At 39.4% G+C, this 21,438-nt stretch carries 24 protein-coding genes; 23 read left to right on the top strand and 1 reads right to left on the bottom strand.

What is annotated here, in order from left to right; translation table 11 throughout:
* The first annotated feature begins 91 nt into the window (after positions 1-91).
* From AAG068_RS26505 to AAG068_RS26445, 13 genes are all read left to right on the top strand, one after another.
* Positions 92-205, top strand: a complete 114-nt coding sequence (locus AAG068_RS26505; protein ID WP_000232962.1) for a DUF4024 domain-containing protein — start codon at positions 92-94, stop codon at positions 203-205.
* A gap of 26 nt (positions 206-231) precedes the next feature.
* Entirely contained in the window at positions 232-456 is a 225-nt protein-coding gene (locus tag AAG068_RS26500) for an AtpZ/AtpI family protein (RefSeq protein WP_001171223.1), read from the top strand.
* A complete protein-coding gene (locus tag AAG068_RS26495) occupies positions 456-848 on the top strand; it encodes an ATP synthase subunit I (RefSeq protein WP_342716432.1) in 393 nt (130 codons plus the stop codon). The genes AAG068_RS26500 and AAG068_RS26495 overlap by 1 nt, the downstream gene beginning before the upstream one ends.
* A 7-nt stretch (positions 849-855) precedes the next feature.
* Entirely contained in the window at positions 856-1,575 is a 720-nt protein-coding gene (atpB, locus tag AAG068_RS26490; RefSeq protein ID WP_086392762.1) for a F0F1 ATP synthase subunit A, read from the top strand.
* Between the two features lie 56 nt (positions 1,576-1,631).
* The gene (gene atpE / locus AAG068_RS26485; RefSeq protein WP_000052064.1) at positions 1,632-1,850 is read left to right on the top strand and encodes a F0F1 ATP synthase subunit C; all 219 of its coding nucleotides are present in this window, start codon (positions 1,632-1,634) and stop codon (positions 1,848-1,850) included.
* A gap of 129 nt (positions 1,851-1,979) precedes the next feature.
* Positions 1,980-2,486, top strand: a complete 507-nt coding sequence (gene atpF, locus AAG068_RS26480) for a F0F1 ATP synthase subunit B (RefSeq protein ID WP_001142618.1) — start codon at positions 1,980-1,982, stop codon at positions 2,484-2,486.
* A complete protein-coding gene (gene atpH, locus AAG068_RS26475; protein ID WP_000064683.1) occupies positions 2,483-3,025 on the top strand; it encodes a F0F1 ATP synthase subunit delta in 543 nt (180 codons plus the stop codon). Before atpF ends, atpH begins: the two co-directional genes overlap by 4 nt.
* Positions 3,026-3,036: 11 nt before the next feature.
* Positions 3,037-4,545, top strand: coding sequence for a F0F1 ATP synthase subunit alpha (gene atpA / locus AAG068_RS26470; protein ID WP_000027521.1), 1,509 nt, complete (start codon positions 3,037-3,039; stop codon positions 4,543-4,545).
* Positions 4,546-4,809: 264 nt separating this feature from the next.
* On the top strand, positions 4,810-5,670 hold the full coding sequence (gene atpG / locus AAG068_RS26465) for a F0F1 ATP synthase subunit gamma (RefSeq protein WP_000157696.1): 861 nt from the start codon (positions 4,810-4,812) through the stop codon (positions 5,668-5,670).
* A gap of 241 nt (positions 5,671-5,911) precedes the next feature.
* Entirely contained in the window at positions 5,912-7,318 is a 1,407-nt protein-coding gene (gene atpD, locus AAG068_RS26460) for a F0F1 ATP synthase subunit beta (protein ID WP_001032593.1), read from the top strand.
* 20 nt (positions 7,319-7,338) lie between these two features.
* A complete protein-coding gene (gene atpC, locus AAG068_RS26455; RefSeq protein ID WP_000847211.1) occupies positions 7,339-7,740 on the top strand; it encodes a F0F1 ATP synthase subunit epsilon in 402 nt (133 codons plus the stop codon).
* Positions 7,741-7,871: 131 nt separating this feature from the next.
* Positions 7,872-8,654: a DUF975 family protein gene (locus AAG068_RS26450; RefSeq protein WP_342716427.1), complete on the top strand. Its 783-nt coding sequence runs from the start codon at positions 7,872-7,874 to the stop codon at positions 8,652-8,654.
* 47 nt (positions 8,655-8,701) lie between these two features.
* Positions 8,702-9,355: a DUF975 family protein gene (locus AAG068_RS26445; RefSeq protein ID WP_342716426.1), complete on the top strand. Its 654-nt coding sequence runs from the start codon at positions 8,702-8,704 to the stop codon at positions 9,353-9,355.
* Positions 9,356-9,406: 51 nt separating this feature from the next.
* On the opposite strand, the gene AAG068_RS26440 is transcribed toward AAG068_RS26445, so the two are convergent.
* Positions 9,407-12,136, bottom strand: a complete 2,730-nt coding sequence (locus AAG068_RS26440; RefSeq protein ID WP_342716425.1) for a putative bifunctional diguanylate cyclase/phosphodiesterase — start codon at positions 12,134-12,136, stop codon at positions 9,407-9,409.
* 289 nt (positions 12,137-12,425) lie between these two features.
* Between AAG068_RS26440 and nuoA the strand changes: the two genes are divergently transcribed.
* Genes nuoA through AAG068_RS26390 form a run of 10 tightly spaced genes read left to right on the top strand, consistent with a single transcriptional unit; the run spans position 12,426 to position 21,437 of the window.
* On the top strand, positions 12,426-12,794 hold the full coding sequence (gene nuoA / locus AAG068_RS26435) for an NADH-quinone oxidoreductase subunit NuoA (RefSeq protein ID WP_000179273.1): 369 nt from the start codon (positions 12,426-12,428) through the stop codon (positions 12,792-12,794).
* Positions 12,785-13,303: an NADH-quinone oxidoreductase subunit NuoB gene (gene nuoB / locus AAG068_RS26430; RefSeq protein ID WP_342716423.1), complete on the top strand. Its 519-nt coding sequence runs from the start codon at positions 12,785-12,787 to the stop codon at positions 13,301-13,303. The genes nuoA and nuoB overlap by 10 nt, the downstream gene beginning before the upstream one ends.
* The gene (locus AAG068_RS26425; RefSeq protein WP_342716422.1) at positions 13,300-14,667 is read left to right on the top strand and encodes an NADH-quinone oxidoreductase subunit C; all 1,368 of its coding nucleotides are present in this window, start codon (positions 13,300-13,302) and stop codon (positions 14,665-14,667) included. Before nuoB ends, AAG068_RS26425 begins: the two co-directional genes overlap by 4 nt.
* Positions 14,668-14,671: 4 nt before the next feature.
* The gene (gene nuoD, locus AAG068_RS26420; protein WP_342716421.1) at positions 14,672-15,772 is read left to right on the top strand and encodes an NADH-quinone oxidoreductase subunit NuoD; all 1,101 of its coding nucleotides are present in this window, start codon (positions 14,672-14,674) and stop codon (positions 15,770-15,772) included.
* The gene (gene nuoH, locus AAG068_RS26415; RefSeq protein WP_342716420.1) at positions 15,772-16,773 is read left to right on the top strand and encodes an NADH-quinone oxidoreductase subunit NuoH; all 1,002 of its coding nucleotides are present in this window, start codon (positions 15,772-15,774) and stop codon (positions 16,771-16,773) included. Before nuoD ends, nuoH begins: the two co-directional genes overlap by 1 nt.
* 25 nt (positions 16,774-16,798) lie before the next feature.
* Positions 16,799-17,218 carry an NADH-quinone oxidoreductase subunit NuoI gene (gene nuoI / locus AAG068_RS26410; protein WP_000677191.1) on the top strand — a complete coding sequence of 140 codons (420 nt, stop codon included), beginning with the start codon at positions 16,799-16,801 and terminating at the stop codon, positions 17,216-17,218.
* A complete protein-coding gene (locus tag AAG068_RS26405; RefSeq protein ID WP_042876099.1) occupies positions 17,215-17,739 on the top strand; it encodes an NADH-quinone oxidoreductase subunit J in 525 nt (174 codons plus the stop codon). Before nuoI ends, AAG068_RS26405 begins: the two co-directional genes overlap by 4 nt.
* Entirely contained in the window at positions 17,732-18,046 is a 315-nt protein-coding gene (gene nuoK / locus AAG068_RS26400) for an NADH-quinone oxidoreductase subunit NuoK (RefSeq protein ID WP_000100078.1), read from the top strand. Before AAG068_RS26405 ends, nuoK begins: the two co-directional genes overlap by 8 nt.
* Positions 18,047-18,075: 29 nt before the next feature.
* On the top strand, positions 18,076-19,938 hold the full coding sequence (nuoL, locus tag AAG068_RS26395; RefSeq protein ID WP_342716419.1) for an NADH-quinone oxidoreductase subunit L: 1,863 nt from the start codon (positions 18,076-18,078) through the stop codon (positions 19,936-19,938).
* Positions 19,935-21,437, top strand: coding sequence for an NADH-quinone oxidoreductase subunit M (locus AAG068_RS26390; protein WP_342716418.1), 1,503 nt, complete (start codon positions 19,935-19,937; stop codon positions 21,435-21,437). The genes nuoL and AAG068_RS26390 overlap by 4 nt, the downstream gene beginning before the upstream one ends.
* The last annotated feature ends 1 nt before the right edge of the window (position 21,438 follow it).

Here is a 21,438-nt window from a genome sequence, read left to right as displayed (position 1 = left end):
GGAGGAAATGACTAATACTCAAATTTTTTGATTTTTTACGATTTCTCGTTGACACTGTTAATACCCTATTGTATGCTAACAACGGGGATAGATGGTAGGGCTTTCAGTGACGAAATTACATCTATTCCGTGACGAAAATGTAAACTTTTTGTTTTGTATAGGATTTATGCAAAAAAATGAGTTATTATTAACACATCGTGAATGAGGGTTACATATTGGAGGGATGAATCCTTGCAAAAAAACGATCGCAGCCATATAAAAGCTTATGCTTTAATGTCAGGTATTCTTGCTCAGTTAGTCGGTTCTATTCTTGTTGGGATCTTTGGTGGGCAGTGGATTGATAATAAGGTTGGAACGTTTCCATTGTTTCTTATTATAGGGTTATTACTCGGATTAGGAACAGGGGTATACGCAATGATTCGACTCATTCGACATTACTATTCGGGAGAGCAATGATGATAGACGTACATGGACTTGTCCAAAGACAAAAGAAATATATGTACTACTTGCTTGCGCTTCTAGTGCTAGGATGGGGATTCACCTCTTACAAGGATGTATTTCTTGGGCTGATTATCGGGACGATTTTCAGTTTTCTTAGTTTGCGCATCATTGCACGTAGAACAGACAAGCTGCTGGATCGCGTAACAAGTGGAGAAAACGTGAAGTTTAAGGCAACAGCGGTAAGTACATATTCAAGATTCGCCACGATTGGGTTATTAATTTTATTTGCAGCCAAATATCAAGAGTTAATTGCGATGTGGGGCTTAGGTGTAGGATTGCTGACAGGATACCTTGTCATGATCATAGATTTTCTTTATTTAGAGTATAAGAGCAGGGAAGAGAGGTGAATTACTAGTGGAACACGGTAGATTAGTTGAATTTCTAGGTTTAACGTTCGATTTGTCGTCAGTTATGATGGTTACTGTAGCAGCAGTTATTGTTTTCTTAATCGCTGTTATCGGAACTCGCAGCTTAGCTCTTCGCCCAACAGGAATGCAAAACTTCATGGAATGGGTGTTTGACTTCGTGAAAGGGATTATCAATAGTACGATGGACTGGAAAACAGGTGGACGTTTCTTAACGCTTGGCGTTACGCTTATCATGTTTATCATCGTATCGAACTTCCTTGGTTTACCATTCATGTATTCAGCAACTGAAGCTGGCGAACATATTGCATGGTGGAGATCACCAACGTCTGATCCAGCAGTTACATTAACATTAGCCGTGATGGTAGTTACCCTCACCCATTATTATGGAATTAAGATGAAGGGTACGAAAGAATATGTAAAAGGTTATTTCCAACCTATGAAATTCTTATTCCCATTAAAGGTTATTGAGGAGTTTGCTAACACATTAACGTTAGGTCTTCGTTTATTCGGTAACATTTATGCAGGTGAGATCTTATTAGGATTACTTGCTAAGTTGGGCGGAGCATCATTCCTTGGCGCATTAGGTGCACTTGTACCTATGTTAGCGTGGATGGGATTCAGTGTATTCGTTGGTTCAATCCAGGCATTTATTTTCGTAATGTTAACGATGGTTTATATGGCTCATAAAGTAAGCCATGACCATTAATATAATTTAAGTAAGAAAAAATTTATTTTTTTATAATACAAAGGAGGACAAATTAAATGAGTTTAGGTGTAATCGCAGCTGCAATTGCAATTGGTTTATCAGCATTAGGTGCAGGTATTGGTAACGGTCTTATCGTATCACGTACAATCGAAGGTGTTGCTCGTCAACCAGAACTAAAAGGCGCACTTCAAACAATTATGTTCATCGGGGTTGCTTTAGTTGAGGCACTTCCAATCATCGGTGTAGTTATTGCTTTCATCGTAATGAACAAATAAGGGAGACTCCCCTTACATAGATGGCGAAGAGTGTTTTTCCGAACTTTCTTCGCCATTGCTTTATGAATGAAACGTATGTCTTTTTTTTTCATATGATCAATTTAGATATTTTGAAGGGAGTGAATCCTTGTGCCAACTTTATTATTAGGTGCTGCCATTCCATTTGGAACGATTGCTTATACATTGTTCATTTTCTTACTTCTATTAGTAATGCTACGCAAATTTGCGTGGGGTCCTTTAATGGGAATTATGAAAGAACGTGAAGAGCATGTTACTAATGAAATCGACGCTGCAGAAAGAAGTAATGCTGAGGCGAAGAAGTTAGTAGAAGAACAACGTGAAATGTTAAAACAATCACGTGTTGAAGCACAAGAGTTAATCGAAAGAGCGAAAAAGCAAGCTGTAGATCAAAAAGATGTTATTGTTGCTGCTGCGAAAGAAGAAGCAGAATCAATTAAAGCATCTGCTGTACAAGAAATTCAACGCGAAAAAGAGCAAGCAATTGCTGCTTTACAAGAACAAGTTGCTTCTTTATCTGTTCAAATTGCTTCTAAAGTAATTGAAAAAGAATTAAAAGAAGAAGATCAAGTGAAGTTAATTCGCGATTATATTAAAGAAGTAGGAGAAGCGCGATGAGCAATGGGATTGTAGCAAAACGTTATGCTGTCGCTCTTTTTAAAATTGCTAAAGAAAAACACGTATTAGAAATGTTTGAAGAGGAATTACGCCTTGTACAAAACGTTTATGTAAAGAACGGAGAACTACATAGCTTTTTAACGCAACCGAACATTTCGAAGGAACAAAAGAAAACGTTTCTTGCAAACGTATTCGGATCTGTTTCTGAATCTATTTTAAATACGTTATATATTTTAATTGATAACAAACGCATTGATATCTTACCTGAAATTGCAGATGAATATGTTGTTCTTGCTAATGAAGAACGTAACGTAGCGGACGCAACTGTATATTCTACTCGTCTTCTATCAGAAGAAGAGAAGCTTAACATTGCAGAAGCATTTGCAAAGAGAACAGGAAAAGATGCAATTCGCGTAAAAAATGTTGTAGATGAAGATTTACTAGGCGGCATTAAAGTACGTATTGGAAATCGCATTTATGATGGAAGTTTACAAGGAAAATTAGCACGTATTCAGCGTGAATTAATGAAGAATAGATAGGGGTGAAGCACATGAGCATCAGAGCTGAAGAAATTAGCGCACTGATAAAGCAACAAATCGAGAACTATCAGTCTGAAATCGAAGTTAGTGATGTTGGTACAGTTATCCAAGTTGGTGACGGTATCGCGCGTGCTCATGGTCTTGATAACGTTATGGCTGGTGAACTTGTAGAGTTCTCTAACGGCGTTATGGGACTAGCACAAAACTTAGAGGAAAATAACGTAGGTATTATCATTTTAGGACCTTACACGGAAATCCGTGAAGGTGACGAAGTTCGTCGTACTGGTCGCATCATGCAAGTACCAGTAGGAAAAGAACTAATTGGTCGTGTTGTAAACCCATTAGGTCAACCAGTTGATGGTTTAGGCCCAATCAATACAACAAACACTCGTCCAATCGAAAGTCCAGCACCAGGTGTAATGGATCGTAAATCTGTTCATGAACCACTTCAAACAGGTATTAAAGCGATCGATGCTCTTGTACCAATTGGCCGTGGTCAACGTGAGTTAATCATCGGTGACCGTCAAACTGGTAAAACAGCAGTTGCACTTGATACAATCATTAACCAAAAAGATGAAGATATGATTTGTATCTACGTAGCGATCGGACAAAAAGAATCAACTGTACGTAACGTAGTAGAAACACTACGTAAGCACGGTGCATTAGAGTACACAATCGTTGTAACTGCATCTGCTTCTCAACCAGCTCCATTATTATACCTAGCTCCTTACGCTGGTGTAACAATGGGTGAAGAGTTCATGTACAATGGTAAACACGTATTAGTAGTATATGATGACTTATCAAAACAAGCAGCAGCTTACCGTGAGCTGTCATTACTATTACGTCGTCCTCCAGGTCGTGAAGCTTACCCAGGGGATGTATTCTACTTACATTCTCGCTTATTAGAGCGTGCAGCAAAATTAAGTGATGCAAGAGGTGGCGGTTCTTTAACTGCACTACCTTTCATCGAAACACAAGCAGGGGACGTATCAGCATACATCCCAACAAACGTAATTTCTATTACGGATGGACAAATCTTCTTACAATCTGACCTATTCTTCTCTGGCGTACGTCCAGCGATCGATGCGGGTACTTCTGTATCTCGTGTTGGTGGATCTGCTCAGATTAAAGCAATGAGTAAAGTATCTGGTACACTTCGTCTTGACCTTGCATCTTACCGTGAGTTAGAAGCGTTCGCTCAGTTCGGTTCTGACCTTGATAAAGCAACTCAAGCGAAACTAAACCGTGGTGCTCGTACTGTTGAGGTATTAAAACAAGGATTACACAAACCGTTACGTGTAGAGAAACAAGTTATCATTCTTTACGCTTTAACACGTGGATTCCTAGATGATATCCCAGTAGTAGATATCACTCGTTTCGAAGAAGAATTCCATGCTTGGTTAGATTCTAATGCGACTGACTTATTAGAAGAAATCCGCACAACTAAGAAACTTGCGGATGACGACAAATTTGCAGCAGCAATTAACGGATTTAAAAAAGTATTCGTAGCTTCTGAATAATAAAAAGTGAAGCCGACTGTTTAGCCCCATCGGCTAAGAGGCGGAACTAGATTAATAAAAGCGGAAGCGGCTCGTACAAGCCGCCGAAGCTAGATAATATATAAGGCATCTCAGGCTTTGAGATTGCTGACGGTTATGTAAAGGAAAAGAGTAGGTGCACCTATTCTTTTCCTTCAATCATGAGCAAGAATATCTTGCAACGTAGATTAGGAAGAGAATTCTTACTAATCGTGCCAACTTCCGGAAAAAAGGTGGTGAAAACCTGTGGCATCTTTACGCGATATAAAAGCGAAGATTAACTCGACAAAGAAAACGAGTCAAATTACGAAAGCGATGGAGATGGTATCTGCATCTAAGTTAAACCGTGCAGAGCAAAATGCTAAATCTTTCGTTCCGTATATGGAAAAGATTCAAGAAGTAGTAGCGAGCATTGCGCAAGGAAGTAAAGGAATTAATCATCCGATGCTAAATGCGCGTCCTGTAAAGCGTACAGGATACATCGTTATTACATCTGATCGCGGACTAGCAGGTGGTTATAACAGTAACGTATTACGTACAGTAAGTAACGTAATTCGTGAACGTCATAATATGGATTCAAACCAATATTCAATTATTGTGCTTGGACGACTAGGACGTGATTATTTAAAACGTCGCGGCTTTAACATCATTGATGAAGTAGTTGGATTATCTGACCACCCATCATTTACTGATATTAAAGACCTTGCTTCTCGAGCAATTGCGATGTTCGCAGATGGTGCTTATGATGAGCTGTATATTTACTACAACCATTACGTAAGTAAAATTTCACAAGAAGTAACGGAAAATAAAATTTTACCGCTTACTGATGTGGCGTCTGATAAACCGACGACAGCTTATGAATTCGAACCTTCTGAAGAAGAAATTTTAAAAGTACTATTGCCACAATACGCAGAAAGCTTAGTGTACGGTGCATTACTAGACGGTAAAGCAAGTGAACACGCAGCGCGTATGACAGCAATGAAGAGTGCTACAGACAACGCAATGGAAGTTATCGATTCACTTACACTTTCATTCAACCGTGCGCGTCAGGCAGCGATTACGCAAGAAATTACGGAAATCGTTGGTGGAGCAGCAGCGTTAGAATAGTATTAAAAGGCGGAAGCGGTTCGTTCAGAATGAGAGGGGGATGGAGCTTTTGACGTAGAGGCGATTTGTGCCTCGTAGGAAAAAGCGAAGCCACCGAACATTCTAACCGCTGGAGCTAGATTCAATAAAAGGCGGAAGCGACTCTTTCAAAAGAGTCGCGTAAGCTATAAACCAATAAAAAATTAAAAGCTAGCTGCTCGTAGAAAGTTGGCTAATTAAAAGAAAGCTAGGAGGGAACCCGATGAATAAAGGGCGCGTTACGCAAATCATGGGTCCGGTTGTAGACGTTAAGTTTGATGGCGGAAAGCTACCAGAAATCTACAACGCCCTTACGGTAAAACAAAGCAACGAAAACGGAAGTATTAACTTAACATTTGAAGTTGCACTTCATTTAGGTGATGATACAGTTCGTACAGTTGCGATGTCTTCCACAGATGGACTTGTTCGTGGCACAGAAGTAGAAGATACTGGTAAACCAATCTCTGTACCAGTTGGTGATGTAACACTTGGTCGCGTATTTAACGTATTAGGTGATGCAATTGACTTAGATGGTGAGGTTCCTGCGGATGTACATCGTGATCCAATTCACCGTCAAGCACCTGCATTCGAAGAATTATCTACTAAAGTAGAAATTCTTGAAACTGGTATTAAAGTAGTAGACTTACTTGCTCCTTACATTAAGGGTGGTAAAATCGGTCTATTCGGTGGTGCCGGTGTAGGTAAAACGGTATTAATTCAGGAATTAATCAACAACATCGCACAAGAACATGGTGGTATCTCTGTATTCGCTGGTGTAGGTGAGCGTACTCGTGAGGGTAATGACTTATACCACGAAATGAGCGATTCTGGCGTAATTAAGAAAACTGCGATGGTATTCGGACAAATGAACGAGCCACCTGGAGCACGTCAACGTGTTGCATTAACAGGATTAACAATGGCTGAGCATTTCCGTGATGAGCAAGGACAAGACGTACTTCTGTTCATCGATAACATTTTCCGTTTCACGCAAGCAGGTTCTGAAGTATCTGCCCTTCTTGGTCGTATGCCATCTGCGGTAGGTTACCAACCAACACTTGCAACAGAAATGGGTCAATTACAAGAGCGTATCACATCTACAAATAAAGGATCTATCACGTCTATCCAAGCGGTATATGTACCAGCCGATGACTATACGGATCCAGCACCAGCTACAACGTTCGCTCACTTAGATGCAACAACAAACTTAGAGCGTCGTTTAACACAAATGGGTATTTACCCAGCCGTAGATCCATTAGCATCTACATCTCGTGCACTTTCTCCAGAAATCGTAGGAGAAGAGCATTATGAAGTAGCTCGTCAAGTACAGCAAACTTTACAGCGTTATAAAGAGCTTCAAGATATCATCGCTATCTTAGGTATGGATGAGTTATCTGAAGAAGATAAGTTAGTTGTACATCGTGCTCGTCGTATTCAATTCTTCTTATCTCAAAACTTCCACGTAGCTGAGCAGTTTACAGGTCAAAAAGGTTCTTACGTACCTGTAAAAAATACAGTTAGCGGATTTAAAGAAATTCTAGAAGGAAAATATGATGACCTTCCAGAAGATGCGTTCCGTTTAGTTGGTGGCATTGAAGAAGTTATTGAAAACGCGAAGAAAATGATGGCGTAAGGCCTTAGGAGGGACGAAGTATGAAGACATTTCCAGTCAGTATTGTAACTCCTGATGGACCGGTTTACGAAAAAGAAGTAGAAATGGTAAGCGTAAAAGCAGAGAGTGGGGAAATGGGGATCTTACCGGGTCACATTCCAACTGTTGCACCATTAAAAATTAGTGCAGTTCGTCTGAAAAATGGTGGACACACTGATTATGTAGCGGTAAGCGGTGGCTTTATCGAAGTTCGTCCAGATAAAGTAACTGTATTATCATCATCTGCTGAAGAAGCAAACCATATCGATATCCATCGTGCAAATGAAGCGAAGCGTCGCGCTGAGCAACGTCTGCAAGATAAACAAGCACATGTTGACTTTAAACGTGCAGAAATGGCATTACAACGTGCTGTGAACCGTTTAAACGTTTCCGATATGAAATAAAAAATCCGTAAGGGCTCTTGCCTTTACGGATTTTTTTGTGTAGATCATGGATAATTTTACAAAAATGGTATAATTATATTGATGCTTGTATAAGTAGAGAATGTACAACAATTTATAAAGGAGATGAAGAAATGATTGGTGAAATGAAACGAGAAGCGTTGCACTCCTTAAAGGGAAATTGGGGACTAGGTGTTGGATCAACGATTTTATATTTTATTTTAAGTTATGTTGTTTCAATGGCTGCAATGCTTATACTTTTAATTCCAGGAATTATTATATTTTTCTTATTTGCTGGTTTAACAGGTTCACTTGAAGAGGAAACAATGTCAATTGGAGCAGGTGTTACATTCGGGATTTTTTATTGCATTATGATAATTTTGAGTAACGCATCGTATGGGATTACATCATACGGTTATACAAATGTATTTTTACAGATTAGTAAACGAGAAGGTGCTAAAGTAGATCACTTATTCGAAGGGTTTCGTGGCTTTAAAAGAATGATGAAAACAATGTGGGCAATGCTTGCAATTTTATTATATACAGGTACATGGATTCCAATGTTGCTAGTAGCCTTATTTGCATTTTTGGGTGAAGAAGGAAATACGTCGTTTGCTATTGCTTTCTTTGTATTATTAGCTATTTCAATCGTTGGTATGATTGTGATGTACTTTTCTTATGCGCTGACGTACTATGTTATGGTTGAAAATCCAGAGTATAGTGTGTCACAGGCGATGAAAGAAAGTAAGCATCTTATGAAGGGACACAAATTGGATTTGTTTCTGTTGTGGCTGAGTTTTATAGGTTGGGCCATTTTAGCGATTTTTACACTTGGAATAGGCTTTCTTTGGCTTAGCCCGTATATGAGTACAACGACAGCGCATTTTTATCGCCACCTTTCAAAAGATCAATTGTAGTAGGAACATGCTATACTAATAGAGTTATTACGTATAGGAGGCAAATTATGATTAGTGATTTAAAAGGAGAAGCGCTAGATTCATTAGAAGGGAAATGGGGATTAGCTGTCGGGGCAACATTACTAATTTCGATTCTTATTTCAGCTTTTAGTTTTAGTATTGATTTCATTTTCTCCCAGGTTTGGGATTGGAAAGAAGTAAATAACTCACTTTCAGTAGACGTTATTTCAATATTGATGGTAGGTCCATTAACGTTAGGTGGCTATTGTTTAGCGCTGCATATCATTCGTGAAAAAGAAGCGCGTATCGGGCATATATTCAGATGGTTTACAGAAGGAAGTAAGTTTATAAAGTCATTTTTATTATATATAGTAGTGAATATCTATATTTTCTTATGGTTTTTACTATTTATTATTCCAGGCATTATTAAATCATTTTCTTATGCGATGACGTACTTTATTATAAATGATCACCCTGAGTATTCTATAAATCAAGCTATTACAGAAAGCCGTCGTATGATGGATGGGCATAAGATGGAGTATTTCATTTTATGTTTAAGCTTTATTGGTTGGTTTATATTAAGTTGTATTACACTCGGGATTGGATTCCTATGGCTAATTCCATATTTTTATACGACGTCAGCAGCTTTTTATGAAGAGATTGCAGAGGAATATTACGAGAAAACAATTCCGACACTATAAAAGTGGGGCATCCCACATTGATGATTCGTTTTATAAAACCCCCAGTATGAGCTATTGGTTCATACTGGGGGTTTTTTGTAGGAATTTTATAAATTGATGACTCGTAAGTGGTTTACTGAAATAGTAACCTTGCATATACTTACAGTTGTTTTTTTGTAGAAATTTAAGTTGTTTTTCTGTTTCAATTCCTTCAGCAACGACAGAAAGATTTAACGTATTTGCAAGGGAAAGAATAGTGGAGACGATAGCCCTTTCTTCAGGACGGTGATCAGCGAGTTGTGTAAATTCTCTCGGTACTTTTAATGTATCGATAGGGAAAATTGATAAATAAGCGAGAGAAGAATAGCCGGTACCGAAGTCATCAATGGATGTTTGAATACCATATTCCTTTAATTGTTTTAGTCTTGATAACGTTTCTTTTTCATCGATCATCGCAATTCGTTCTGTTAACTCAAGTGTTACATATTTGGGATCGACGTTAAGGTCTGTTAGTATTTGTGAAATGTGTTCGATTAAATTATCTTGCTGGAACTCCTTTGCTGATAAGTTCACACTTATTTTTAAATCTGTATAGCCAAAAGTATGCCATATTTTTAACTGGCGACAAGATTCTTTTAATACCCAATGACCGAGTGGAATGACCTGCGGAGTCTCCTCTACAATTGGAATGAACTCACATGGCGGAATGTCACCTAGGAGTGGGTGTTTCCAGCGTATTAATGCTTCAGCACCAATAATTTTTTTCGTTGTAATATCAATTTGTGGTTGATAAACGACATAAAATTCTTCGTTTACTAAAGCGAGTGGTAAATCTTTTTCAATTCGAGCTTTTCGTTCCATTTTTTTATACAATTCTTTCGTGTACAGAGAGCTACCGTTTTTTCCTTTGTTTTTTGCTTCATACATGGCCATATCGGCATGCTGCAAGATTGATAATGGATCTTCACCTGCTTCAGGATATATTGCAATCCCGATGCTTGGTGAGATTTTTAAATGTTGATTTTCAATTTCGAATGGTTCGTTCATGTCTGCTACAATCGCATCAGCTATTTTTTTTACATCTGGACTTTTTTGATAATTCTCAATAAGGATTGTGAATTCATCCCCAGCTAATCGGGCAAGTTTCATATTTGGTGTTGCTATTCTTTCGAGTCTTTTTGCTACTGCAATTAATAGCAGGTCTCCTACCCTATGACCGAGAGTGTCGTTAATAACTTTAAAGCGGTCTAGGTCGAGGAACATAACAGCAAAAGGCCTTTTTGATATTTTGGATCGAGCAATTGCTTGTTCTACATATTGATGAAATGCACGGCGATTTGCAAGTTCTGTTAATGTATCATGGTAGGCTAGAAAGTTAATTTGTTCTTGTTGTTGTTTGCTCTCCGTAATATCTTTAATCATTAAATAAACGCCAGAAATATGATTTTTTAAAAAGATAGGAACAGCTGTAACATGCAAGTAGTAAATATCTCTATTTTTATGATACGCCCGTACTTCTAAAGAAATAGATTTTCCTTTTTTTACAAGGCGAAAGGCATTAATGATTTCTTCCAAATCTTCTTCGTACGTAAGTGAATAGTATGGTTGATTTAATAATTCATTCGTTTGATAACCGAGTAAAGTCGTACCAGCGTTGTTTACATTGAGAAAATTACCGTACAAGTCTAATGTGAAAATAGGATCTGGGTGATGCTCGTATAATGATTTGAACATTTGTTGGTTATGATATAGTTCATTTTTTTGTTCTACTAAATCTTCTGTACGTAGTTCAATTTGTTTTTCGAGTTCTGAGTTGAATTGCATTTGTGCTAGTAATAATATTTTATTTTGTCTTCGAACTAAACTATGGCGTATGAGAACGAAGGAGAAAGTAATCATAAGCCCGATTACTACAATAGGTGCAAAAACATATTCAACTAGTATAAAAACAATAAGCATTACTACAGAAATATAAGGTAAGGATAATCTGATCGATTCACCAAGTTTAGGTGTTAATAGTACTTGCTCTTGCTTTTCAGGTTCTTTCGTATGCAGAATACAGGCGATTGCTACTAGTACTAAAGTTACTTGATAGAGAGGAGTAACTGTAAACATAGAATACTCGGGTGTGAAGTATTTAATATAAGCATAAATCGCATCTGTAGTAGCATATAAAATTAAAGCACTGCCAAGAAGCGCACCAACTTTTTTGGATAATAAGGATAATGGCTTGAATAACAGATTGATTCCTATAAGGAAAAAGAGTAAATCGGTCATTGGATAGGTAAGTTGAACAAATATGTCGATATTGGATGTTGAAGAAACGTGAATAGTGCGTTCGATAAGTAAGTAGTAACTTAAAGTGAATTGTGCTGTAACAATAATACAAATATCACATATCATAAAAAGCTTTTCTAATAAATCGCGGTTATAGATGATTTCATATAGAAAGGCAAATGCAAAGCTAATTAAAAAAAGTAGATAGAAAAAATCGGACAAATCAACGAATGTATAGTAGTCCTTTAAAATTAAACGTTGATAGGCAACGATGATATCTCCAATGAAATAAGAGAGGGTTCCAATACATAAAATGGTCCAAAATAAACGAGGTAACCCTTCTTTCCCGTTTGAAAAATAAAGTATATAACTACAAACGATAATATCAATGAATAAGGTACTCATTCCAATTAATATTTGAAAAGGAAATGAGTATTCATATAGAAAAGGCATTGCCACATAATGAATCGCTACAGATAACAATATGATGCTTATAAGAATACTTACATGTGTTTGTTTTTTCATTTATCTCACCCACGGTATATACATATAACTTCCTCTTTTTATTTTTTATTGTTTCTTGAAAAGTATATATAATTTTTATACTTATTTTACACAGGTATAGTGAGTTCTAAAAATAGATTTTAATAATTCTCGTTTCTGTCCCCAACATATCGACATAGGAATTTGAAGTTTGCTATAATGATTAAAATAGTTGCATTATTTAGAAAAATTTAAAAATAATAATTACTGCAACTAGGACATATTGTTTACTAAGTGAACTTGTTCTTAATTCAGGGGGGAGGGTTTCACAATGGCAAGTGTATATGAAAATAGTTATATGATCGTTTTGATTTTCTTGCTATTAGGCATATTGCTGCCGGTAGTGGCTCTTACATTAGGAAGGATGCTGCGCCCAAACAAACCAAGTGCAGCGAAAGCGACGACGTATGAGAGTGGGATTGAGCCTTTTCATGATGCAAATATTCGGTTTCATGCTCGTTATTATATTTTTGCTTTATTGTTTGTCATTTTTGATGTAGAAACTTTATTTTTATATCCATGGGCTGTTGCATATGACAAGCTCGGTTTATTTGCACTGATTGAAATGCTCATCTTTGTTGTAATGTTGCTAGTTGGATTAGCGTATGCTTGGAAAAAGAAGGTGTTACAATGGTTATAAATTTTGAGGAGTTACATCCAAATGAGCGAGCGGAATTAGAACGAAATATCTTTCTTTCTACGTTGGAACAGTTGAAAGGATGGGCACGGAGTAATTCTTTATGGCCGATGACATTCGGACTGGCATGCTGTGCAATTGAAATGATGGGAGTAGGTTCATCGCATTACGATTTAGATCGGTTTGGGTCATTTTTTCGGACTTCACCAAGGCAATCGGACGTTATGATTGTGTCGGGAACGGTAACGAAGAAGATGGCTCCTATTGTTCGGCGTTTATATGATCAAATGCCTGAACCAAAATGGGTTATTGCAATGGGATCTTGTGCGACAGCAGGTGGCCCGTATGTAAATTCATATGCTGTTGTGAAAGGTGTAGATCAAATTGTACCAGTTGATGTGTATATTCCTGGTTGTCCACCAAATCCTGCTGCCTTAATTTATGGAATTAATAAATTGAAAGAAAAAATTCGTTACGAGGCAAAGACGGGAAAGCAGGTGACGAATAAATGAGTGATCCAAACAAAGAATTAGAGGATTTGAAAAGAGAAGCGGCTAGGCGTGCGAAAGAAGAGGCGAGAAAGCGTCTCGTTGCGAAACATGATGCAGAAATAAGTAAACTTGAGGAAGAAGATCAGGAAAAAGAGAAAGCGCTACCAAAAAATGACGAAATGACTGTGGAAGAAGCAAAACGACGCGCAGCAGCTGCAGCGAAAGCAAAAGCAGCGGCGTTAGCGAAGCAAAAAAGAGAAGGAACAGAAGAGGTAACGGAAGAGGAAAGGGCCAAAGCGAAGGCGAAGGCAGCCGCCGCGGCGAAAGCGAAAGCGGCAGCGTTAGCGAAGCAAAAAAGAGAAGGAACAGAAGAGGTAACGGAAGAGGAAAGGGCCAAAGCGAAGGCGAAGGCAGCAGCTGCGGCGAAAGCAAAAGCGGCAGCGTTAGCGAAGCAAAAAAGGGAAGGAACAGAAGAGGTAACGGAAGAGGAAAAGGCCAAAGCGAAGGCGAAGGCAGCAGCTGCAGCGAAAGCAAAAGCAGCGGCGTTAGCGAAGCAAAAAAGGGAAGGGACAGAAGAGATAACAGAAGAAGAAAAGGCCAAAGCGAAGGCGAAGGCAGCAGCTGCGGCGAAAGCAAAAGCGGCAGCGTTAGCGAAGCAAAAAAGGGAAGGAACAGAAGAGGTAACGGAAGAGGAAAAGGCCAAAGCAAAAGCGAAATCCGTGGCGGCAGCAAAGGCAAAAGCAGCGGCGCTAGCAAAGCAGAAGGCCTTAAAAGGTGATGGGGATTCAGGAGATGAAAAGGCGAAGGCAATTGCAGCAGCGAAGGCAAAAGCGGCTGCGGCTGCAAGAGCGAAGACAAAGAGCGCTGAAGGTAAGAAGGAAGAGGAGACGAAGCCGGAAGAACCATCTATGAATCAACCGTATTTAAATCAGTATGTTGAAGTTATTAAGGGGAAAGTAGGAGAGGATACATTAGTAGATTCCTACATTAATAAACTTTCAAAAGATGTGCCAACTCTTGTGGTTGAGGCCTCCAAATATTATGAAGTAATGGAGTTACTGCGATTCCATGAGGGACTTGCATTTGATTATATGTCAGAGCTACATGCGACGGATTTTGTGACACATATGGAAGTGTATGTTCATTTATTTTCATATGGAAAGAAACAGTCAGTAGCGGTAAAGGTGAAGCTGGATAGGGAAGCGCCGCAAGTAGAGTCGGTGACAGCGCTTTGGAAAGGAGCGGACTGGCCAGAGCGGGAAGCCTATGATTTGCTTGGCATTGTATTTAAGGGACACCCGAATTTATCGCGTATTTTAATGCCTGATGATTGGATAGGGCATCCGCTTAGGAAAGATTATGAACCGTATGATGTGGAGGTGTAGCTAAATGATTCGTACGGAAGAAATGCTTTTGAATGTAGGTCCTCAGCATCCGAGTACGCATGGTGTGTTCAGGCTTGTTATTAAGATTGACGGGGAAATTATTAAAGAAGCTACACCGGTTATTGGATATTTGCATCGCGGGACCGAAAAGATTGCAGAGAGCTTACAGTATACGCAAATTATCCCTTATACAGATCGAATGGACTATTTATCGGCCATGACGAATAATTACGTCATTTGCCACGCTGTAGAGACGATGATGGGGCTTGAAATTCCGGAGCGGGCTGAATACTTGCGAGTGCTTGCAATGGAGCTTGGAAGGATTGCGAGCCATCTCGTTTGGTGGGGGACAAATCTTCTTGATATAGGGGCAGTTAGCCCGTTTTTGTACGCGTTTCGTGAGCGAGAGATGATCATTAATTTATTAAATGAATTATGCGGTGCCCGGCTTACTTTTAACTATATGAGGGTCGGCGGTGTAAAGTGGGATGCGCCGGACGGTTGGATTGAAAAAGTGGAAGAGTTTGTTCCGTATATGAGAGAGCAATTGGCAGGTTACCATGATCTCGTTAGTGGGAATGAGATTTTCTTAAATCGTGTAAAAGGCGTTGGTATATATAGCGAGGAAGAGGCGATTTCGTATTCTTTAAGCGGAGCGAATTTGCGATGCACAGGAGTAAACTGGGATCTTCGCAAAGATGAGCCGTATTCGATTTACGACCGTTTTGATTTCGATATTCCTGTTGGGAGCGTGGGGGATGCTTGGGATCGCTATGTTTGCCGCATGAAAGAAATTGAGGAGTCGTTAAAAATTGTTGAGCAAGCTGTCCAGCAGTTCCCGAAAGACGGAGCTGTATTGGCGAAAGTGCCGAAAATTATTAAGGCGCCTAAAGGGGAAGCCTTCGTTCGTATAGAGTCGCCGCGCGGAGAGATTGGTTGCTATATTGCTAGTGACGGAAAGAAAGAGCCGTATCGTTTGAAGTTTCGCAGGCCGTCTTTTTACAATTTACAAATTTTACCGAAGTTATTAAAAGGTGAAAACATCGCCAATTTAATTACGATTTTAGGTGGAGTTGATATTGTACTTGGGGAGGTTGATGGCTGATGATTGAAACGCTCTTACAATCACCTTCAAGCTGGACGAATTTCTTCATTTTTTTCGGGTTAGCGGTGCTTCTACTATTTGCAGTCCTTGGCTTCGTTACATATGGTATTTTGGCAGAGCGGAAAGTGATGGGTTTTATGCAAGGGCGGATTGGACCAAACCAAGTTGGGGGCCGGTTTGGTCTGTTGCAAACAGTAGCCGATGTTTTGAAACTTCTATTGAAGGAAGATAGCATTCCGAAGGCGGCAGATAAACCGTTGTTTATATTAGCACCTGTCATTGCATTCGCACCAGCATTTATGGTGCTTGCAGTCATCCCATTTACTGATAAATTTCAGTTCGCGGATATTGGTGTAGGCTTACTGTATTACATTGCTGTTTCTGGCATTACGACGATTGGGGTTGTGACCGGAGGATGGGCATCAAATAATAAATATTCCCTTTTAGGAGGGATGCGTGCAGCGGCGCAAATGATTTCTTATGAAATTCCGCTCGTAATGAGTGTAATTGGGATTGTTTTGTTAGCGGGTAGCCTAAATTTAAATGAAATCGTAGCTGCACAGGAGAATGTTTGGTACATTTTCGTGCAGCCAACCGGTTTCGTCGTGTTTTTAATCGCAGCGGTAGCAGAGTTAAATAGGACGCCGTTTGATTTACCAGAAGCCGAGTCGGAGCTTGTTTCTGGATATCATACGGAATACTCAGGGTTTCGCTGGGCGTTTTTCATGCTTTCAGAGTACGTATATTTCTTCGGGATGGCATCTTTAATTACTGTGCTCTTTTTAGGCGGATGGAATCCAATAATGTTTCTTGGATTTATTCCAGGTGCCGTATGGTTTGCTTTAAAGTTTAGCAGTGTAGTCTTTCTATTAATTTGGTTCCGCGTTACGTTTCCGCGTATAAGAGGTGATCAGTTAATGGAGTTTGGCTGGAAAGTATTATTGCCAATTGCACTTGCAAATATTTTCTTAACGGCATTGATTAAGGAGTTATTCTTCTAATCTATGAGGGGGGTGCCAGTAAGAGATGAAAGGACTATTTAAAGGATTAAAATATACATTAAGCAATTTGAGCAAGAAGAAGGTGACTTATGATTATCCGAACCAACCGTTGCCATTGCCAGACCGGTTTCGAGGGATTCAAAAGTTCTATCCAGAAAAGTGTATTGTTTGTAATCAGTGCTCCAACATTTGTCCGACAGACTGTATTCAATTAACGGGGAAAAAACATCCCGATCCTACGAAAAAAGGGAAAATTATCGACACGTACGATATTAATTTTGAAATTTGTATTCTTTGTGATTTATGCACAGAAGTTTGTCCGACAGAGGCGATTGTTATGACAAATAACTTTGAACTGGCGGAATATTCACGGGATGACTTATTTAAAAATTTGCAGTGGCTTGACGAAAATGACGAAAACGTCAGGAAGGAGAATAAAGCATGAATGGCGAGTTTATAGCATTCTTTATACTATCCTTGTCTGCAATTATTGGCGGCGTTCTTATGTTGAACTTAACGAAAGTCATGCATATGATGCTAGCGCTCGTTCTAACATTTCTCAGCATTGCAGGTTTGTACTTTCTTTTATCAGCTGAATTTATCGGAGTTGCACAAATTTTACTTTACTCGGGTGCGATCACAATTATTATGATTTTTGGCATTATGTTAACGAAACATAACGCAGAAAACGAATCGCGTCTTACTCTTCGAAAATGGATTATCTTCTTTGCGGTTGTAGCATTTGGGGCAGTTATGTATTTCGCTGTTAACAATATTGATTTTGCAAATGAAAGCACACAAGGAAGTTTACCTCTCCATGAAAAAAACACACTTCAAATCGGTACACTTCTCTATTCAGAATATATTATTCCATTTGAGTTAACCTCAGTTATTTTACTTGTAGCACTTGTTGGCGCAATTATTCTTGCGAAGAAGGATGAGAAAGAGGAGGATTCCAATGAGTAGCGTGCCTGCTTCTGCGTATTTAACGCTTGCGATTATTTTGTTTTGCATCGGTTTGTTTGGAGCTTTAACGAAGCGAAATACAGTGATTGTATTAGTTTGTATTGAATTAATGCTGAACGCAGCTAATTTAAATTTAGTAGCGTTTAGTAAATTAGGTTTGTTCCCAAATTTAACTGGGCAAATTTTCTCTCTGTTTACGATGGCCGTAGCAGCAGCGGAGGCGGCGGTAGGACTCGCCATTTTAATTGCTTTGTATCGTAATCGTACGACAGTTCATGTAGATGAAATGGATACGCTTAAAGGATAACATTGTGACCGAAAAGGGGGAAGGAAACAATGATCGATTATGCATGGCTCATACCGCTTTTCCCGCTTGTTTCGTTTTTGTTATTAATTATATTCGGGAAGAAAATTAGAGAAGGAAGCAGTGTACTTAGTATTTTCTTCGTCTTTCTCTCCTTTATATTTGCGGTACTTGTATTAATAGAACGGTTTTCGACAGTACCAATGAAGTATAAGTGGGTATGGCTTAGAGCTGGAGATATTGATATATCATTCGGCTTTGAAGTGACTGCATTAGGAGCTTTAATGCTGTTTATCGTTACGCTTGTGAGTTTACTTGTACATGTGTATTCGAAAGGTTATATGAAAGGTGAGGAAAGATTACTAACCTTTTACGCCTATTTAGGGCTCTTTACATTTGCGATGCTCGGGCTCGTTATATCACCGAATTTATTACAGCTTTATATATTTTGGGAGTTAGTAGGCCTCGGTTCATTTTTACTCATCGGTTTTTATTTCTTTAAAGAAGAAGCGAAGGCTGCTGCGAAAAAAGCTTTTATTATGACTCGTATTGGCGATGTCGGTTTATTTATTGGGATGATCTTAATTTTCTGGCATGCAGGTAGTTTTGAATATGATGCAATTTTTAGAGCGATTCATACTGGGGATCTTACTCCTACGATGATTACAATAACAGCGATATTAATTTTTATTGGTGCAATGGGGAAATCAGGTCAGTTCCCGCTTCATACGTGGTTACCAGATGCAATGGAAGGTCCGACGCCTGTTTCGGCACTTATTCATGCGGCGACAATGGTCGCAGCTGGCGTATATTTAGTGGCGACGATGTTTCCGCTATTTTCAGCAAGTGCGGTGGCGATGCAGACGGTGGCAATCGTTGGCGCCTTTACTGCAATCTTTGCGGCTTCCATCGGTCTTGTACAAACGGATATAAAGAGAGTGCTCGCTTATTCTACAGTTAGCCAGCTCGGGTATATGATGCTTGCGCTAGGGTCTGCTGGTTATGTAGCAGGTGTTTTCCATTTAACGACACATGCCTTTTTTAAAGCGCTACTATTTTTGGCAGCAGGAAGTGTCATTCATGCAGTGCATACGCAAAATATTAATAAAATGGGTGGGTTACAGAAGAAGATGAAAGTAACGGGTGCCTTATTTTTAATCGGTACTCTTGCAATTAGTGGTGTGCCACTCCTTTCCGGCTTCTTTAGTAAAGATGAAATTTTAGCGGCGACTTGGATGAACGGCAATTATGTTTTATTCACCCTAGCAGTAATTGCAGCATTCCTAACAGCATTCTACATGTTCCGGCTATATTTCCTTGTCTTTACTGGGGAAGCGAAGACGAAGGAAGATGTGCATGAATCGCCCCGCATTATGACATATCCGATGATCGTTCTCGGGGTCCTTGCAGTAGTGGCAGGTTATATAAATACACCGTGGTTTGGGACATTTCTCGGGGATTGGCTTACGAAAGATGTAGCATTTAAAGCGCGAGAAGCACACGGACCGTTTTGGATTATGATTGTTGCGACGCTCGTTTCATTTGCAGGAATGGCACTCGCATATTTCATATATGGCAAGAAATCTATTTCTAGAGATTGGGCTGGGAGCGAAGAAGCACCTCTTTATAACCTTTTGAAAGAAAAATATTATGTGGATGAACTATACAATATGACGGTGCTTCCTGTTACGAAAGGAATCGCTCATGTGCTTCGCTTATTTGAGGTGTATGTAGTCGAAGGAATTGCCGTTTTAATAGGGAGTTTAGTTAAAGGGTTAAGTGGAATCGGGTCTAGACTCCAAAGCGGAAATGTACAAGTGTACGGGACTGTAACAGCTGTTTCACTTGCGGTACTCGTCATTATTTTGCTCTATACGGGAGGGGATTTACGATGAATGATTTGTTATTAACGTTCTTCATTTTTTCCCCGCTTTTAGGAATTCTCTTACTTGCATTAACGCCGAAAAAAGAATCGCGTACAGTGCGAGCGCTCGGTTTATTTGGAACGGCGCTTCCATTTGGAATCGCTATTGTCCTCGCTTGTACATACGCTTCTGGAAAGAGTTTGTCACTATTTGATGAAAAAGTGAAATGGATTAAATTTGGGGATTTTTCAGCGATGGATAAAAGGTGGTTTTCCATTTATTACGAGCTTGGTATTGATGGTTTATCACTCGTTATGATGGTGCTGACTGCCCTATTAGCGATGCTTGCAGCAATTGCGGCATTTACGATTAAAAGGAATTTGAAAGCATTTTATATGCTGTTACTTATATTAGAAATAGGGATGCTCGGCGTCTTCGCAGCTCAAAATTTAATGTTGTTCTTTATCTTCTTTGAAATTACATTGCCGCCAATGTTTTTATTAATTGGGAAGTGGGGGAAATTGTCGAGTGAAAAGGCAGCTTATAGTTATTTAATATATAACGGTATTGGCTCCGCTATTTTGCTCATCGTTTTCTCGGTTTTATTTGCGAAAACAGGTACGACGAATATGACAGAGCTTAAAGAAATATTAACGAGTGTAGGTGCTGGCGGAGGGATGGCTGTCTCAAGTAGCTTACAGTTCAGCTTGTTTCTTAGCATAATAATCGCTTTTGCGATTAAACTACCCGTTTTCCCGTTACATCGCTGGATGGTCAATGTACATATTGAAGCACATCCGGCTGTGGTTATGCTTCATGCGGGTGTTTTACTGAAGATTGGAGCATACGGTATGATTCGCTTCGGACAGGGGTTATTCCCAGAGTACTTTCGAGAGTTTGCAACGCTCATTGCGATTTTAGGGGTCATTAATTTATTGTACGGAGCCTTCTTAGCGCTCATCCAAACGGACTTTCGGAAGGTACTGGCTTACTCTAGTATTTCGCATATGGGCATTGTATTAATGGGGCTTGCGGCGTTAAATGCACCGGGTACACAAGGGGCACTATTTCAAGTTGTGTCGCACGGTTTAATTGCAGCCTTACTCTTCTTCTTACTCGGCGTTATAGAACAGCGTTTTGGAACGTCGGATATTACAGCGCTTGGCGGACTCGCAAAAAGTGTACCAATACTTAGCGGATTCTTCTTAGCGGGAGGAATGGCATCGCTTGGATTGCCAGGAATGTCTGGATTTGTTAGCGAGTTTCTCGCCTTTCTCGGTTTATTCCAAGGGGAGCCGGTCATTGCTGCAGTCGGTGTACTTGGCATCATTTTAACCGCTGTATATGTATTAAGAGCAACACTGCAAGTAACATTCGGTAAGAAAGAGTGGGAAGCGAAAGCTGATATACACGGATGGGAGTATGTCCCGATTTTGCTGCTTATCTTCTGCATTATTGCAGTTGGAGTAATGCCAGAAATACTAGGGGATCCGCTTCAAAATACATTGAAAACATTGGGGGTGAAGTAGG

Origin of the sequence: Bacillus paramycoides (assembly GCF_038971285.1) — a bacterium.
Lineage (GTDB): Bacteria > Bacillota > Bacilli > Bacillales > Bacillaceae_G > Bacillus_A.
This window is presented reverse-complemented; position numbering and strand designations above follow the sequence as displayed.